Origin of the sequence: Gallaecimonas aegicerasi, assembly GCF_045291545.1 — a bacterium.
In the GTDB taxonomy this organism is placed as follows: Bacteria; Pseudomonadota; Gammaproteobacteria; order Enterobacterales; family Gallaecimonadaceae; genus Gallaecimonas.
Genome location: NZ_CP149514.1, coordinates 894,430 through 909,371, shown reverse-complemented (window position 1 = coordinate 909,371; position 14,942 = coordinate 894,430). Strand labels below are relative to the sequence as shown.

Genomic DNA, 14,942 nt, shown 5'->3' with positions numbered 1-14,942 from the left:
GGCCTTCAGCCTCCGTTACCAATGCTGCTGACGATACGGATTTGCTTATCATCTGGTACTTCCTGATAAGACAGTACCCGCAGACCCGGGATCGAATATTTGACGAAACGGGCCAGTGAGCTTCTCAGCACTCCGGAGGTCAGCAATACCGCTGACTGCCCGTTCATTTCCTGTTCGTTGGCGGCATTTTCCAGCGAGCTTTGCAGTCGCTCAGCCAGGCCCGGTTCAATACCGGCATTCTCACCGCCTGCCTGCAGCGTCTGATGCAACATCTGTTCCAAGTCTGGCGCCAAGGTAATGACAGGCAGCTCTGGCACCGGCCCGAAGATTTCCTGAACCAGTAACCGCTTGACCGCAATTCGGCAGGCCGCTGTCAGCACGTCAGTATCCTGACTCTTGGGACCATACTCGACGATGGTTTGTACCAGCGTTCGCATGTCACGGATCGGCACCCCTTCATGCAACAGGTTTTGCAATACTTTGACCAAAATCCCCAGCGGCACAATATCCGGTACCAGCCCTTCCACCAGTTTCGGAGCCTTTTTACTGAGCATGTCCAGCAGGTTCTGTACTTCTTCATGGCCCAGTAACTGAGCGGCGTTGTTGGCCAGCAGGTGACTCATATGCGTAGCTACAACCGTAGCTGCATCAACTACGGTGTACCCCAGGCTCTGGGCATGATCCCGTTCTGCCGGGGTGATCCAGTAAGCTTCCAGACCAAAAGCCGGTTCTTTGGTCGGGATCCCCTCTACCCGACCAAAGACCTGACCAGGGTTGATGGCCAGTTCGCGGTCGGCGCGAATATCCCCCTCGCCGATAGCAACGCCCATCAGGGTGATGCGATAAATGTTGGGTTCCAGCTCAAGGTTGTCACGCACATGCACCGGCGGCACTAGAAAACCGAGGTCCTGGCTGAGTTTTTTACGCACCCCTTTAATGCGTGACAACAACTCGCCCCCCTGAGCCTTATCAACCAATGGGATCAACCGGTAGCCCACTTCCAGGCCAATAGTGTCAACCGGTTGCACATCATCCCAACCCAGTTCACGGCGGTCTTGCTTCATCAATTCGCCACTGACCGGTTGCGCCGCTTTAGCCGCTTCTTCCTGCGCTTTTTTCTGCTGTTTTTTATATTGCAGGTAGGCGGTGGCAGCACAGATCGTGCCCAGCAGCAAAAACGCAAAGTGCGGCATGCCCGGCACCAGCCCCATGACTATCAGGATCCCGGCGGCTATAGCCAGTGACTTGGGATTATCCAGCATCTGCCCTACCAGCTGACTACCCATATCACCGTCGGTGTTTTCACGGGTAACCATGATGGCGGCAGCAACCGACAACAACAGTGAAGGGATCTGCGCAACCAGGCCATCACCGATGGTCAGCAGGGTATAAATCTGTACTGCATTACCGAAGGTCAGGCCGTGCTGTACCATACCGATGACAAAACCACCGATGATGTTGATAAACAGGATCAGAATACCGGCAACTGCATCACCTTTGACAAACTTGGAGGCACCATCCATAGCCCCGTAGAAGTCGGCTTCGCGGGTCACTTCTGAGCGGCGGGAGCGGGCTTCATCCTGATTAATAATGCCGGCATTGAGATCGGCATCGATGGCCATTTGCTTACCGGGCATGGCATCAAGAGTGAAACGAGCGCTGACTTCCGAGATCCGTCCGGCCCCTTTGGTAACCACCACAAAGTTAATGATGATCAAGATCGCAAACACCACCAGCCCCACGGCGTAGTTACCACCGATAACCACCGAGCCGAAGGACTCAATTACCTTACCGGCAGCCCCTGGGCCGTTATGACCGTCAAGCAATACCACTCGGGTAGACGCCACGTTCAAGGCCAGACGCAGCAAGGTTGCAACCAGCAGTACCGTCGGGAAGGCAGCAAAATCCAGTGGCCGGCGGGTGTAGATACACACCAGCAGCACCACCAGCGACAGTGAAATATTGAAACTGAACAAGACATCCAGCAGGAATGCCGGCATTGGCAACACCACCATGGCCAGAATAGCCAATACCAGCAGTGGCGCCCCCAGTCCTTTGCTCAGAGTTGCGCGAGACGCACGCAGGGATGTAAAGACGTTTTGCAGATTTGCGACGGCCATGCCCTGTTTCACTTAAAAGGGAGTTGCAACGAGTAAAGCAAAGACTAGGCCAGAAATTAAACCCCTTTAATTTCAGCAAATTAACAATCGAATGATTACCAACGTCGGAATTCCGGCGGTACCGGTACATCACTGGGTAAGGATTTCGGCCGTTGCCCTTTGCCCTTGCGCCACATGCGCAGCTGGAAGACATACGCCAGTACCTGGGCTACCGCCACAAACAGGCCATCAGGGATAGGTTTATCAAGATCGCCGGTGTAGTAAATCGCCCGGGCCAACTGTGGCGAACGTAGCATGGTCACATCATGAGCGCGGCCAATATCACGAATGTGCCCGGCCACTTCATCAACGCCTTTTGCCAGCAATACCGGCGCCGCATCGCTATCCGGGTCATAACGTAGCGCCACCGCATAGTGCGTTGGGTTGGTGATGATCACATCGGCCTCCGGCACTTTCGACATCATCCGCCGGCTGGCCATCTCCATCTGCATCCTGCGAATGCGCCCTTTAACCTCCGGCTTACCTTCCGAGTCCTTGAACTCATCTTTGACTTCCTGCTTGGACATACGCATTTTCCGGTTGTGTTGCCACACCTGAAAAGGCGCATCTACCAGAGCAATCAACAGGTAAGGAAAGCACAACGCCAGACACAGCCACAACAGCAGCTTTAAGCCATCAATGATGGCGCCATGCACGGGCTCTGCCGACAGGGCGATAACCTGATCGTAAAGAGATGACAACAGCAACCAAGCCATACCGGCAATCACCAGGAACTTGGCCAGGGCTTTTAACAGCTCCACCAATGCTTGTATTCCCAGCATGCGTTTTAGGCCGCTGAGTGGATTGAGTTTATTAAATTTGGGAGCAATGGCTTCGGCTGAAAAATTCAGGCCGCCAACAATAATGGAACCGAAAAAGGTCACCACAAAAGCCATCAGTAAAATCGCCAGCAGGGGCCAGACCACGCCCCACAGGGTACCGGCCAAATGGCCCAGTAAAACTTTGAAGTCAAACAGGGTGTCACGGTTCAGGGAAAAGCTTTGCCCCATCACCGTCATCATGGTTCGCCCCAGCCAGCCGCCAAACCACATCAGTGCGATAATGGCCCCCAACAGACCAACCGCCCCGCTCAAATCTTTCGAGCGGGGGAGTTGCCCTTTTTTTCGGGCCTCTTCCTGTCGTTTGGGGGTCGCTTCTTCTGTGCGTTCCCCGGCTTGCTCTTCAGCCATGGCTCAGCAGGATGTCCTTAACAGTTCACAAACGGCACTTTGCCCCTGATGCCAAGTATGCACGAAGTGCGCCAGCAGATTGGATGCTGTCAGCCACAAGAACAACAGGCCCGACAACATGATGATGGGAAAACCAATGGTGAAAATATTGAGCTGGGGGGCAGCCCGAGTCATATAGCCGAAGGTCAGGTTGATCATCAGCAGCGCGATAACCTCGGCAATTGACATGGCCAGACCGGCAGCAAACAGGGTGCTGCCAAAGCTGGCAATAACCTGAAAGTTGGGCATGACGACGCCATCCATGCCAACCGGTACCAGATAGAAGCTCATATGCACCATCTGTAACAGCCATAGGTGACCATCAATAGCAAAAAACAGCAGTGTTGCCAGCATCAAAAACAGCTGCGACACCACTGGCGTCTGTTGCCCGGAAACCGGATCGACCATAGCCGCAAAGCCCAGCGATGACTGCATGGCAATGATGGAGCCACCCAATACCATCGCCTGCATCACCATCAGGCTAATAAAACCGATGGCAAGGCCAATGACCACCTGTAAGGCGGTGATCAGCATGCCTTTGATGGAAAACAGCGCCACGGCCGGCATTGCCGGCAGGGTTGGCACCATGACAATGGTAATGGCCAAAGCCAGCAGCACCCGCACCCGCACCGATACCAGCTGCGTACCGAACGCTACCATAGCTGTCAGCGTGGCGCTAATACGCACAAAGGGCCAGGCGTAGGCCGCTATCCAGTCCAGCAGCTGCGCCGTTGAAAAGGTCATTGCAATACCGAGGGGATCTGCTGCACCAGCTCAACAAAGTAGTCCATCAACAATCGGGTCAGCCAGTGAGCAATGGCGATCAGCGTCAACAAGGTGACAATGAGGCGGGGCAAAAAGGACAGCGTCTGTTCGTTCACCGAGGTAGCAGCCTGAAATATCGACACAATCAGACCAATGATCAACCCTGGAATCATGATCGCCGCTACCATGATCAACACCAGATACAGGGCGTGGCGAAAAATATCGACAAACTGTTCCGGGGTCATCAGAAACTCCTGGCCAGGGTACCCAGTATCAGGTTCCAGCCGTCCACCAATACAAACAGCATCAGTTTAAACGGCAGCGACACAATCATCGGTGACAGCATCATCATACCCATGGCCATCAGCACCGACGCCACCACCAAATCAATAATCAAAAACGGAATAAACAGCATAAAGCCGATTTGAAAGGCCGTTTTCAACTCCGATGTGACAAACGCCGGGATCAGGATCCGCATCGGGATGTCAGCCGGCTTGTCGATATTTTTGACCCCAGCCATACCGGCAAAAGTGTTCACATCCGTTTGCCGGGTCTGCTTGAGCATGAAGCCTTTGAGCGGCTGTTGGGCCTTTGTCAGCGCCTGCTGAAAAGTGATCTTTTCCTGCGCGTAGGGTTGCACCGCATGCTGGTAAATATCATCAAAAACCGGGCTCATAACAAAAAAGGTCATAAACAGGGAAATACCCAGGAGTACCTGATTGGAAGGAACCTGCTGTAACCCCAAGGCCTGCCGCAAAATGCCCAGCACCACGACGATGCGGGTAAAAGACGTCATCATCATCAGCATGGCGGGGATGAAGGTCAGCAACGTCATCAGCAGCAATACTTGCAGCGTGACGCTGTATTCCTGGCCGCCATTGGCGTTGGTGGTCACGGTCACCGCCGGCAAGGAACCGTCCGGCATAATGGGGTTGGCAAAAACCACAGTGGGCAGCAACAGCAGCAGCCCCAGCATTATCCAGCGTTTCACCCGTTCTCCTTGATTGGCGTGTCCAGAGCCTTGATCAGCCGGACGTCATTGCCGCTGACCGAAATCAGCATCTGCTCCTCACCCACTTGTACCACCAACAGCCGGGCACGGGTACCCAGGCTTTGCTGGGCCACGACCTTGATGGGCCCTCCTTTGAACTGCGGCAGGTGGCGGCGGGCAAAGTACATCACCCCCAACAACAAGGCGACAATGCCCACCAGGCTCAGTACCAGGGTGCCAAGCTGATCCGCCGGGGTTGTCATCGGCGTATTGTCTGCCGACAGGGTAGCTGTCGCCGCCAGTAAGCCGGTGATCATTGCAGCTTCTTGATCCGTTCTTGTTGACTGATCACATCCGTCAGGCGAATACCAAACTTGTCATTGACCACCACCACTTCACCGTGGGCAATGAGGGTGCCGTTAACCAGTACATCAAGCGGCTCACCGGCAACCCGATCCAACTCAACCACCGAGCCCTGGTTGAGCTGCAGCAGGTTACGGATGGTAATTTTCGAGCGCCCTACTTCCATGGAAATGGTGACCGGAATATCAAGGATGGTTTCCAGTCGCTTGCTTTCTTCCTTGGATAGTTTCGGGGTCTCGTCTTTGCCGAAATCGTCAAGTTCAACAGCCTCAGCTTCAGTTGATGACTCCTCGTCACCCTGCTCGGCCATGGCTTCTGCCCATTCGTCGGCCAGTTTCTGTTCTTCTTCAGATGCCATTGAGATCACTCTCCAGGTCAGTGTCCAGTTCTTCCATCCCGGAGACGTTATCAATACGTATACCGCGACGGGTTATATTCTGCATTTCAGTTTTAGCGGAACGAGGGCGTTTGAGTTTTTCGGTGATCTTGACCGCGACGTTATCACCACTGCGCCCCAGCTTGCCGTGGTAGGTTGGTAAGTCTTCCACGTACAAGGTCAGGGTCTCCGGCATTTCTACTGGGATAATGTCGCCCGCTTTAAGATTCATCATCTTGCGCAGCGTCATCTCAGTTTCCAGCAGCTTGGCCCGCAAGTTCACGGGCACATCCATCATCTCGTCACGCAGCGCTTTGGACCAGCGGTGGTCAGTGTCTTCTTTGTCGGACTGTACCCCGGCATCAAGCAGTTCCCGGATCGGCTCCAGCATGGAATACGGCATGGCAATATGAAAATCACCACCACCACCTTCCAGTTCAATGTGAAAAGACGACACCACGATCACCTCGGTCGGTGACACAATGTTCGCCATGGCCGGATTCACTTCCGAATCCAGGTACTCAAAACCCACATCCATTACCGGCGCCCAGGCTTCGGTGTAATCTTCAAACACCAGTTTCAAGAGCATCTGCACGATACGCCGTTCGGTCGGGGTAAATTCGCGCCCTTCGATCTTGGCATGAAAGCGCCCGTCACCACCGAAGAAGTTATCCACCAGGATAAACACCAAACGGGCTTCCAAGGTGATAAGTGCCGTCCCTTTCAATGGACGAAAGCGCACCATGTTCAGGCTGGTGGGTACAAACAGCGTATGAATGTACTCCCCGAATTTCATGGTCTGGATGCCGTTAATCGACACCTCGGCAGTGTGGCGCATCATGTTGAACAGACTGATGCGCATATGGCGGGCAAAACGCTCATTGACGATCTCCAGGGTCGGCATCCGGCCCCGGACAATACGGTCTTGTGAGGAAAAGTCGTACTGGGCTATTCCCTGGGGAACATCCTGCTCAGCATCCTCATCGACATCATCAACGCCATGAAGCAGGGCATCGATTTCGTCTTGTGACAGTAGATCGCTCACCCAACCTCCTCGGTTATTGCATCACAAAGCCGGTAAAGAGAACGCGCTCAAGTACCGACTTGCCGGTGACGTTGGTCAGTGCCTTGTCAACCGCTTGCTGTGACTTGCTGCGCAGGGTCTCACGCCCTTGCGCTGTGGACAATTGTTCTTCATTAAAAGTACTGAAGGTTTGCAGCAATACACTTTCCACCAGCGGCAGGTGTTGTTTAACCAAGCCTTCGTTCTCGGCTCCGCGTACCATCAGCTGGACCTTGATTTGCACCAGCCGGTCACCATTGTCACCGGGGACGTTAAATACAAAGGGTTGTGGCAATGCCACATACAACGCCTGCATTTCTGTGCTGGGCTGTTTTTCCGTGGCTGCTTTGTCAGTGGCCGGTGCATCACTTTTCAGGAAAAACCAGACGCCAGCGCCAATACCAGCCAGCAACACCAGGGCAATGATGCCGATAATGATCAGCTTCTTTTTGCCGCCAGTGCCGGCTTTTTCTTCTTCACTACCTTCTACCGGCTCAAGTTGCAGTTCGTCAGCCATGGTTCCCGTTCCTGTTGGAAAAGCCTTACTTTACCCTAGGTTGCCAGTTCAAGCGTAGGCGTCAACCAGCCCATTTGCGGTCAACTGATAACGATAGGGCAAAGATTCATCACCCTCTGGCCATTCATCGCTGCCTTGCCAGTGACTGCCACTGCCTTGCTGACCGCCCTGCTGGCGAGACTGGCTCTGTGCATTGTCATTGACCTGGCCGTCGCTGAGGTTAAAACCCTGCTGGCTCATCATATCCTTGAGCCGCGGCATAGCGTCTTGCAACATCTCCCGGGTGTGAGCATGAGTGGCCTGGAACTGTACCTGCGCATCCTGATGATGCACCTGTACTTTAATCATCAGACTCCCCAGCTCCGGAGGATCCAGTTTGATATGAGCATGGCGAAGATTCTTGGCCAGCATCACCTCTACCCGTTCAGTCAATGCTTGTGCAAACTGCTGCTGGTTGACCGGCTGTTTATTGTCTTGCACCAGCGCGTTTTGTTGCGTCGGTTGCGGGCTCTGTGCTTTGCTCAGCTCGCTGTTATGGCTGCCCTGCTGTAGCAGGGAACTGGTCATGTTGTTATTGCTGTTATCGGTTGCCTTCCGACGCTCAGCATTTTTCCCAGCCAGGGCAGATACTTGCTGAGCTTCAGCCAGCACTTTTTGTGCATCCGCCTGATGAGCCGGCTGATTGGCCGCCATAGCGGCTTGCTCAGCAGCACTGGCGGCCGGCTTGACCACGGGCGTTGTGGCTTCAGGCTGAGCCGTCGCTGTAGCAATGCTATTGGCCTCTTTGTCAGCAGGCGCTTTATCTGACTGAGCATGTTGATGCCCATTAAGAGCGGCGCCGAGTGCAGTATCAGCGCCGGCGCTGTTTTGGCTGACGGGCTTGCCCGCTTTGTTGTCGCTTTGGCTGGCTATCTTGGTGCTAACCGGAGCGGTCTTGTTATCATCGCCAGCAGCTGCGGCAGTGCTATCGTCAGTAGCGGCTGCCTTAGCAGCCAGCGTTGGCGCGATAACCGGTGCCGCTTTATTAAGTGGTTTTTCCAGTGGTCCCTTACTTGCGTGAGCTGCGGCACTGTCGGCAGAGCCTGCAACCTTAGTTTCGCGACTATCACTGTGTTTACTCGCAGCAGCTAAAGCCTTGAGATCTTTGTCTGCCGGGGTAACAGGGCGGCCAACAACAGTGCCATCGTCTTTTTGGGTCGCTGTCTTTTGCCCGCTATCTGCCATTTCATCAGCATCGTCCGGCGCGGCGGTTTCGCTGGCATCGGCCAGAGCGTGCTTGGCACTGCTTGCCATGCCTTTAATCGCGGCAGCGGAGGCTGCGCTTTCAGGCTTATCAGCCTTGTCACCGGAGCTCACGGCACTGGCCAACTGGCTTTTCGGTTTGTCGGCCAGCTGCTGTTGCGACTGATTAACCAGCGCTAACAAAGCATCGCCACTGTCAGCATCACTGTTGTCGGCTTTTTTGTCTTTTTTCGCATCAACAGCTGGCATCTGCGATTTATCAGCCGTTTTTTTGGCGGGCGTGGGCTTTGTCTCAGCAGCCTGGGCGCCTGCCTGCTCAGTACTGGTGGATTCCGGCTGCTTGGCTGAGGCCTGCGAAGGGGTTTTGGCGGCACTTTGCTCAACCGCTGTCTTTTTCGGCGGCAAAGTTTTGCCACTGTGGTCCATGTGCTGCGCCATGACACTGGCAAAAGGAGCGCCTTTATCGTGCCCTGAGGGCTGGCCTGAGGCACTGTTAGCGCCGTGAGAAGAAACCGGTGGCAGTTGCATTGCACGCTCCTGAAAGCAAAGTCAGTAACATCTATGCAATAGGTGTTCCAAGTCGTCGGCTTACCAAATCATCAAGCTCCCGTTGCTCGCGACGCTGCTGCTGTGTGGCATGTTTTTGCGCTTGGCGCTCCAGCAACAATTCAATGGCTTTAGTTGCCTGGCGGGCCTGGCGCCACTGATGTTCACGCTGCGCCACAACCTGCCGGCTTTGCTCAAGCTGGCTGGTCAGTTCGCCCAAGCCATCATCCAGACGAGCAACAAAGTGCTGATAGTGGCTCATATTCAACGCCTTCATCCCAAGGCTGCCTTTTTGCTGCAACTCACCCAGGTAATCGCGCCGATACATAGCCAGCCGATTATATTTATCCTGCAATTGCTGCATGGCCTGACGGGCCTGCGCCAGGTGAGTTAAGGCTTGTGTTTCTTCTTTTTGGCGTAAATCGAGCACCAGCGTCAGACTTTTACTCATGAGGCCTCACCTTCGGCAGCCGCATTGGCCAGTAACGCCAGCGCCTGCAAGCATTCATCGTAGGGGCAAACATCGTGCATGCCCTGTTGTAAGAACAAGTTGGTTGGCCCTTTGAGGCGAATGGCATTGTCGACGGTAGGGTCCGACCCTTGCCGGTAAGCCCCAACCTGGATCAGATCACTGGACTGTTGATAGGCCGCCACCAGCGCCTTAACTCGCCGGGCCTGCTGTTGGTGCTCCGTTGAGGTCACCTGTGGCATGACCCGCGACACCGACGCCGAGACATCAATTGCCGGGTAATGACCACTGTCAGCCAGTTGCCGTGACAACACGATATGGCCGTCCAGAATAGCCCGGGCCGCATCAGCCACCGGATCCTGCAAGTCATCCCCTTCACTGAGTACCGTGAAAAAGGCCGTAATAGAGCCCTGGCCATCACCACCATTACCGGCCCGCTCCACCAGCCCCGGTAACCGGGCAAAGACAGATGGCGGGTAACCTTTGGTAGCGGGAGGCTCACCAACCGCCAGGGCAATTTCCCGTTGCGCCATGGCGTAACGCGTCAGGGAGTCCACTAGTAGCAGGACATTTAACCCCTGATCGCGAAAGTATTCGGCAAAAGTCAGGGCTGTTTCGCAAGCCTTGAGACGCATCAGCGGGCTGGTATCAGCCGGGGCCGCCACTACCACAGCACGAGCGCGCCCTTCGCGGCCAAGAATATCATCGAGAAACTCCCGTACTTCCCGGCCCCGTTCGCCCACCAGTCCCACCACCACCACATCGGCGGTGGTGCCTTTGGTCATCATCCCCATCAATACCGATTTACCAACCCCGGAGCCGGCAAACAGGCCCATGCGCTGGCCCGTACCGATGGTCAGTAAACTGTTGATAGCCCGGATCCCCACATCCAGAGGCTGGCGGATAGGCCGACGGGTCAATGGGTTAAGTGGCTGGCCTTTGAAGCCCACACGATTCTCAGCGCGAATGCTACCTAAACCATCGATGGGGCGGCCGAGACCATCAACCACCCGCCCCAGTAAGCTCATGCCCACCGGCAAAGTGGCCGACACCCCAAGGGGAGTAACCCGTGCTCCCGGCAAAATGCCGGAAACATCGCCATTGGGCATCAAATAGAGGCTTTGATTATCGCCAAAGCCGACTACTTCGGCTTCGACATCCTGACTATGTCCTTCAATGCGGCATAAAGAACCGATGGGCGCGCGGCAACCCCGCGCTTCCAGTGCCAGACCAACAACCCTTACCAGCCGACCGGCCACAGCCGGGCGGTTGACATGCATCAACCGTTGGTAACGGCTTAGCCGTTGCAGCAAGGCCGGACGGTCACTGTTCGCCATCGTTGAGACCTGCTTCGACCAGCACGTTTTGAGTCAATTGCCGCAGCCGCTGATGCAAGTCCAAAGACACCGCCGACTGCCCGGCTTCAATACGGCATTGCCCGGCTTTTAGAGCCGGGTCATCCACAAGCTTCCAGTTTTTGTCGGCAAGCGCCTGCTCGTCATAGACTTCGCGGAGTATTTTGCCGTCCAGTGGAGAGATTTCGATGATCAGGCGGCTGTCTTCATCAGCCAGGGCGTCAATCCCCTGACGAATGAGATGATGGATCTGCTCGGGGTGGGTTTTCAGTTCATGACCCAGCACCGCTTCCATACCGGCAACCAGTAAGGTAACTAACTGCCCTTCTAGGCGCTGGTCACGGTCTTCCAGCGGCGCGCTGAGCTCATCCGCCAGCTGTTGCCAGTGGCTGACCGCGTCCTGAATTTGCTGCTGGCCGTCTTTGAGCCCCTGTTCCAGCCCGGCCTGATAACCTTCTGCCCGGCCTGCGGCAATGCCGTCTTTGTGACCGGCCTCAAAGCCTTCCTGACGGCCTTCTGCAAAGCCTTCTTCATGGGCAAGTTGACGCAACGATTCCAGCTCGGCGATACCGACGCCTTGCAGCGACGGTTCTTCTTCCTTTGGCGTCAGTTTACGCCGGTGGATATGCAACGCCCGGTCAAGCTCATCAGCAGTGGCCGGGGTAAAATCGTCGCCTTGCCAGCGTTTAACCTCGTCTGCCACCTGCTACTCCTTATACAAATTCTTCGCCGCCACCGCCGCCCAGGGCAATTTCGCCCGCATCGGCCAGACGCCGGGCCACACCCAGGATTTCCTTTTGCGCCGATTCCACTTCGGAAATACGAATGGGCCCCATGGCTTCCAGATCGTCGCGCATCAGTTCGGCGGCACGCTTGGACATGTTCTTGAACATTTTTTCGCGCAGGGCATCGTCGGCCCCTTTGAGGGCTTTGATCAGTACATCCTGCTGCACATCGCGCAGCAACGTCTGTACTGCCCGGTCGTCCAGCTCTGCCAGGTTTTCGAAAACGAACATCAGATCCTGGATCTGCTGGCTCATTTCCTCGTCCATCTCGCGGATGCCTTCCATTACCTGGCTTTCCACCGCGGTATCGAGGAAGTTCATGATGTTGGCCGCGGCTTTCAAACCACCCATTTTCGCAGCCTGGGCCCCACTTTGGCCAGCGAACTGTTTTTCCATGATTTCGTTCAGTTCCTGCAATGCGGCCGGCTGCACTTCTTCAAGATTGGCGATACGCATCAGCAAATCTAAACGTACCCGCTCCGGAAACTGTGACAGGATCTCGGCACTTTGGTCCGGATCCAGATAGGACAGCACGATGGTCTGGATCTGCGGGTGTTCGTTAAGAATGATATTGGCTACCTGCCGGGCATCCATCCACTTCAAAGAATCCAGCCCGGTAGCACTGCCGCCAAGAATGATTTTGTCGATAAGAGCGCCGGCTTTGTCTTCACCCAATGCATGGTTTAGCGCCTTGCGGATAAAGTCTTGTGAGTCAAAACCGATGCTCGAGTATTGCTGAATATCTTCGATAAAGGACTTGTGTACCGCCAGCACTTTGTCCTGGCTGAAATCTTCCATGGCGGCCATGGTCATACCGACCTTCTGAACCTGCTTGGGCTCCAGATGACGCAAAATGGATGCGGCGTCTTCTTCGGTCAGACTCAGCAGCAAAATAGCGGTTTTTTCGATGCCATTGAGCTTGGAAACATCAAAGGTTTCTTTACTGTCGTTGTTATTTGCCATCGTTAACCAACCACCCTTTCACAACCTGTGCTGACAATTCTGGCTCGTTGGAAACCAACGCCCGAATAGCTTTGAGCACTTCGTCATCTTTGCGCAGATCCGGTAGCTCGACACCACCGACCAGAGTCATACCCGGCACCAGCGCATCACCTTCTTCCATGGCTGACAGGTTTTCCAACGCATCGCCACCACCGGCGCCACCATAACCGCCACCGTAGCCGCCCATGTAATCGCCACCATCACCGGAAGAAGCTGGTGCCAGCAGTCGCTTCAATAATGGCCTAACCACCACAAAAATCAGTACCACGATGATCAGTGCCCCGGCCGCGACCTTGATCAGCCGGGCAAACCAGCTGGTTTCATAAAAAGCCGTTGGCGGAATTTGTGCTGCCTGTGGTCGTGTGAAGGGCACTGATAACACTTCCAGGCTGTCGCCACGCGCTGGATTCAAGCCGAGACCCGCCATGACCAGTTTTTTGATCTTGTCCAGCTCTTCAGCACTACGCGGCACCCGTGTTTCTTTACCGTCAGCACCGGTTTGTGTTTTGTAATCAACCGCAACGGATACCGTTACCCGATCCACCTTGCCCACTTGCTGGCGGGTATGGCTGATGGTGGTATCCAGTTCATAGTTGCGGGTTTCCTCACTGCGGCTGGAACTGGGCGATTGTGATTGCGTGGTTTTCTCGGTCGCAGTCTGCGGGATCTGGGCGGCAGCTGGCGGCTGGTTAGACAGTGCACCAGGGATCCCCCCTTCGCTGCCACCGCCATTGTTTTGCTGCTCCATTTTCACTTCCGAGCGTACCGCCGGTTTTTTCGGATCGTAGGTCTGACGGGTCTGTTCCTCGGCGGTGAAGTCCATATTGACGTCTACCTGAGCGGTGTAGTTATCCAGACCGACCAGAGGAATAAGGATGCTGTTGAGCTTGTCGCGGGTCATTTGCTCGCGGGCCTTTTCCAGCTCCAGTTCCTTACGGGACTGTGCTGCTGCGGCATTTTGACTGCCCGAGTTCAGCAGGCGGCCATTTTGGTCGGTAACGGTGACTTTTTCCGGGCTCAGGCCGTGTACCGCAGAGGCCACCATATCGACAATGGAGTCGACTTCTTCTTGTGACAGCGTATTGCCGTGGTTGAGAGTCAACACCACTGTTGCCGAAGGCTGCTGGCGCTCACGCATGAATACCGACTCTTTCGGCAGCGCCAGCAATACGCGCGCCCGCTGCACGGCGCTGAGTTCTTCGATGGCACTACCAAGCTGCTGTTCACGGCTAAAATTCAGACGTTCTTTTTCCAGCCGCTGACTGACACCAAAGCCCATATCCTTCATCAGAATAGAGTCGCCGTCATCTTTGTTACTGGTCACCATGCCGGCACGGGTCATGGCCAGTTTGATTTTTTGGTACTCCCCTTCTGGCACTGACACTACATTGCCGTCGAGTTTGTACTTGAACTGGTTTTTATCGAGGAAATCGAGGGTACTGACCAGCTTGTCGGTGTCCATGCGCCCCAGCGGGCGGAATTCCGGCTCCTTGGCCCACAGGAACACCAGCACCACCAATGCCAGACCAATGGCAAGCCCGAGAATCAAACTGATTTGTCGCAGCACATCGGCATTACCGACACTGGACATCAGGCTGAAACTTTGCTCACCGCTGTCATTGTTATCGGCCGACATCGGTACATTGCCTGCATCGGTTACCGTTGCCAACTGGGTATTTTGCTCAGCCACCTGCGACTCCTTACACCGGCATATTCATAACGTCTTGATACGCTTGGATCAGCTTGTTGCGTACCTGTACTGTCGCCTGAAAGGCAATGCCTGCTTTTTGACTGGCCAGCATGGCATCGGCAACCGAGACATTGGGGTCACCCATTTCCACCGCCCTTTGCTTGGCACCGGAATCCTGCTGTAAGCCGTTGACCTTGTCCAGTGCCTGGGTGAACAGATTGGCAAAATCGCTCTGTACCCCGTTGGTTTTGGTTCCAGCTTCGGCAAAACCGGGTAATGGCTGACTGGCAGCCGGCCCCTGGGCCTGGCTGATAAGTGACTGCATCTGTTGCAGCAGAGCTGATTGATTGCCGTCGATCTTCATGTCAGTTTTCCGTCATTACCATGGAA

Annotated in this window: 16 protein-coding genes; all 16 read right to left on the bottom strand. The window is 55.0% G+C overall.

Annotated features, from left to right (window positions below; translation table 11 throughout):
* Positions 1-5: 5 nt before the first annotated feature.
* Positions 6-2,120, bottom strand: coding sequence for a flagellar biosynthesis protein FlhA (gene flhA, locus WDB70_RS04450; RefSeq protein ID WP_406667029.1), 2,115 nt, complete (start codon positions 2,118-2,120; stop codon positions 6-8).
* Between the two features lie 95 nt (positions 2,121-2,215).
* Complete coding sequence (gene flhB / locus WDB70_RS04445) at positions 2,216-3,349, bottom strand: flagellar biosynthesis protein FlhB (RefSeq protein ID WP_406667027.1); 1,134 nt, start codon at positions 3,347-3,349, stop codon at positions 2,216-2,218.
* A gap of 3 nt (positions 3,350-3,352) precedes the next feature.
* Positions 3,353-4,132, bottom strand: coding sequence for a flagellar biosynthetic protein FliR (gene fliR / locus WDB70_RS04440; protein WP_406667025.1), 780 nt, complete (start codon positions 4,130-4,132; stop codon positions 3,353-3,355).
* A complete protein-coding gene (gene fliQ, locus WDB70_RS04435) occupies positions 4,129-4,398 on the bottom strand; it encodes a flagellar biosynthesis protein FliQ (protein WP_406667023.1) in 270 nt (89 codons plus the stop codon). The genes fliR and fliQ overlap by 4 nt, the downstream gene beginning before the upstream one ends.
* A complete protein-coding gene (gene fliP / locus WDB70_RS04430) occupies positions 4,398-5,129 on the bottom strand; it encodes a flagellar type III secretion system pore protein FliP (protein WP_406668009.1) in 732 nt (243 codons plus the stop codon). The genes fliQ and fliP overlap by 1 nt, the downstream gene beginning before the upstream one ends.
* A gap of 11 nt (positions 5,130-5,140) precedes the next feature.
* Positions 5,141-5,461, bottom strand: a complete 321-nt coding sequence (locus WDB70_RS04425) for a FliO/MopB family protein (protein ID WP_406667021.1) — start codon at positions 5,459-5,461, stop codon at positions 5,141-5,143.
* Positions 5,458-5,865, bottom strand: coding sequence for a flagellar motor switch protein FliN (gene fliN, locus WDB70_RS04420; protein ID WP_406667019.1), 408 nt, complete (start codon positions 5,863-5,865; stop codon positions 5,458-5,460). The genes WDB70_RS04425 and fliN overlap by 4 nt, the downstream gene beginning before the upstream one ends.
* Complete coding sequence (gene fliM / locus WDB70_RS04415) at positions 5,855-6,928, bottom strand: flagellar motor switch protein FliM (RefSeq protein WP_406667017.1); 1,074 nt, start codon at positions 6,926-6,928, stop codon at positions 5,855-5,857. The genes fliN and fliM overlap by 11 nt, the downstream gene beginning before the upstream one ends.
* Before the next feature lie 13 nt (positions 6,929-6,941).
* Positions 6,942-7,463, bottom strand: a complete 522-nt coding sequence (fliL, locus tag WDB70_RS04410) for a flagellar basal body-associated protein FliL (protein WP_406667015.1) — start codon at positions 7,461-7,463, stop codon at positions 6,942-6,944.
* Positions 7,464-7,511: 48 nt separating this feature from the next.
* Positions 7,512-9,233, bottom strand: a complete 1,722-nt coding sequence (locus tag WDB70_RS04405) for a flagellar hook-length control protein FliK (RefSeq protein ID WP_406667013.1) — start codon at positions 9,231-9,233, stop codon at positions 7,512-7,514.
* A gap of 31 nt (positions 9,234-9,264) precedes the next feature.
* Positions 9,265-9,702, bottom strand: a complete 438-nt coding sequence (fliJ, locus tag WDB70_RS04400; protein WP_406667011.1) for a flagellar export protein FliJ — start codon at positions 9,700-9,702, stop codon at positions 9,265-9,267.
* The gene (gene fliI / locus WDB70_RS04395; protein WP_406667009.1) at positions 9,699-11,057 is read right to left on the bottom strand and encodes a flagellar protein export ATPase FliI; all 1,359 of its coding nucleotides are present in this window, start codon (positions 11,055-11,057) and stop codon (positions 9,699-9,701) included. The genes fliJ and fliI overlap by 4 nt, the downstream gene beginning before the upstream one ends.
* Positions 11,044-11,778: a flagellar assembly protein FliH gene (locus WDB70_RS04390; protein WP_406667007.1), complete on the bottom strand. Its 735-nt coding sequence runs from the start codon at positions 11,776-11,778 to the stop codon at positions 11,044-11,046. The genes fliI and WDB70_RS04390 overlap by 14 nt, the downstream gene beginning before the upstream one ends.
* Positions 11,779-11,788: 10 nt before the next feature.
* Positions 11,789-12,823, bottom strand: a complete 1,035-nt coding sequence (gene fliG, locus WDB70_RS04385; protein ID WP_406667005.1) for a flagellar motor switch protein FliG — start codon at positions 12,821-12,823, stop codon at positions 11,789-11,791.
* The gene (fliF, locus tag WDB70_RS04380; protein WP_406667003.1) at positions 12,813-14,552 is read right to left on the bottom strand and encodes a flagellar basal-body MS-ring/collar protein FliF; all 1,740 of its coding nucleotides are present in this window, start codon (positions 14,550-14,552) and stop codon (positions 12,813-12,815) included. The genes fliG and fliF overlap by 11 nt, the downstream gene beginning before the upstream one ends.
* A 10-nt stretch (positions 14,553-14,562) precedes the next feature.
* Complete coding sequence (gene fliE / locus WDB70_RS04375) at positions 14,563-14,916, bottom strand: flagellar hook-basal body complex protein FliE (RefSeq protein WP_406667001.1); 354 nt, start codon at positions 14,914-14,916, stop codon at positions 14,563-14,565.
* Positions 14,917-14,942: the final 26 nt, after the last annotated feature.

What these genes read in the sequence shown, in the direction of transcription:
- WDB70_RS04425 (WP_406667021.1), bottom strand. Translation starts at nt 5,461, where the DNA reads ATGATCACCGGCTTACTGGCGGCGACAGCTACCCTGTCGGCAGACAAT.
- fliJ (WP_406667011.1), bottom strand. Translation starts at nt 9,702, where the DNA reads ATGAGTAAAAGTCTGACGCTGGTGCTCGATTTACGCCAAAAAGAAGAA.
- WDB70_RS04405 (WP_406667013.1), bottom strand. Translation starts at nt 9,233, where the DNA reads ATGCAACTGCCACCGGTTTCTTCTCACGGCGCTAACAGTGCCTCAGGC.
- fliL (WP_406667015.1), bottom strand. Translation starts at nt 7,463, where the DNA reads ATGGCTGACGAACTGCAACTTGAGCCGGTAGAAGGTAGTGAAGAAGAA.
- fliQ (WP_406667023.1), bottom strand. Translation starts at nt 4,398, where the DNA reads ATGACCCCGGAACAGTTTGTCGATATTTTTCGCCACGCCCTGTATCTG.
- fliP (WP_406668009.1), bottom strand. Translation starts at nt 5,129, where the DNA reads ATGCTGGGGCTGCTGCTGTTGCTGCCCACTGTGGTTTTTGCCAACCCC.
- fliI (WP_406667009.1), bottom strand. Translation starts at nt 11,057, where the DNA reads ATGGCGAACAGTGACCGTCCGGCCTTGCTGCAACGGCTAAGCCGTTAC.
- fliG (WP_406667005.1), bottom strand. Translation starts at nt 12,823, where the DNA reads ATGGCAAATAACAACGACAGTAAAGAAACCTTTGATGTTTCCAAGCTC.
- flhA (WP_406667029.1), bottom strand. Translation starts at nt 2,120, where the DNA reads ATGGCCGTCGCAAATCTGCAAAACGTCTTTACATCCCTGCGTGCGTCT.
- flhB (WP_406667027.1), bottom strand. Translation starts at nt 3,349, where the DNA reads ATGGCTGAAGAGCAAGCCGGGGAACGCACAGAAGAAGCGACCCCCAAA.
- fliR (WP_406667025.1), bottom strand. Translation starts at nt 4,132, where the DNA reads ATGACCTTTTCAACGGCGCAGCTGCTGGACTGGATAGCGGCCTACGCC.
- fliE (WP_406667001.1), bottom strand. Translation starts at nt 14,916, where the DNA reads ATGAAGATCGACGGCAATCAATCAGCTCTGCTGCAACAGATGCAGTCA.
- fliN (WP_406667019.1), bottom strand. Translation starts at nt 5,865, where the DNA reads ATGGCATCTGAAGAAGAACAGAAACTGGCCGACGAATGGGCAGAAGCC.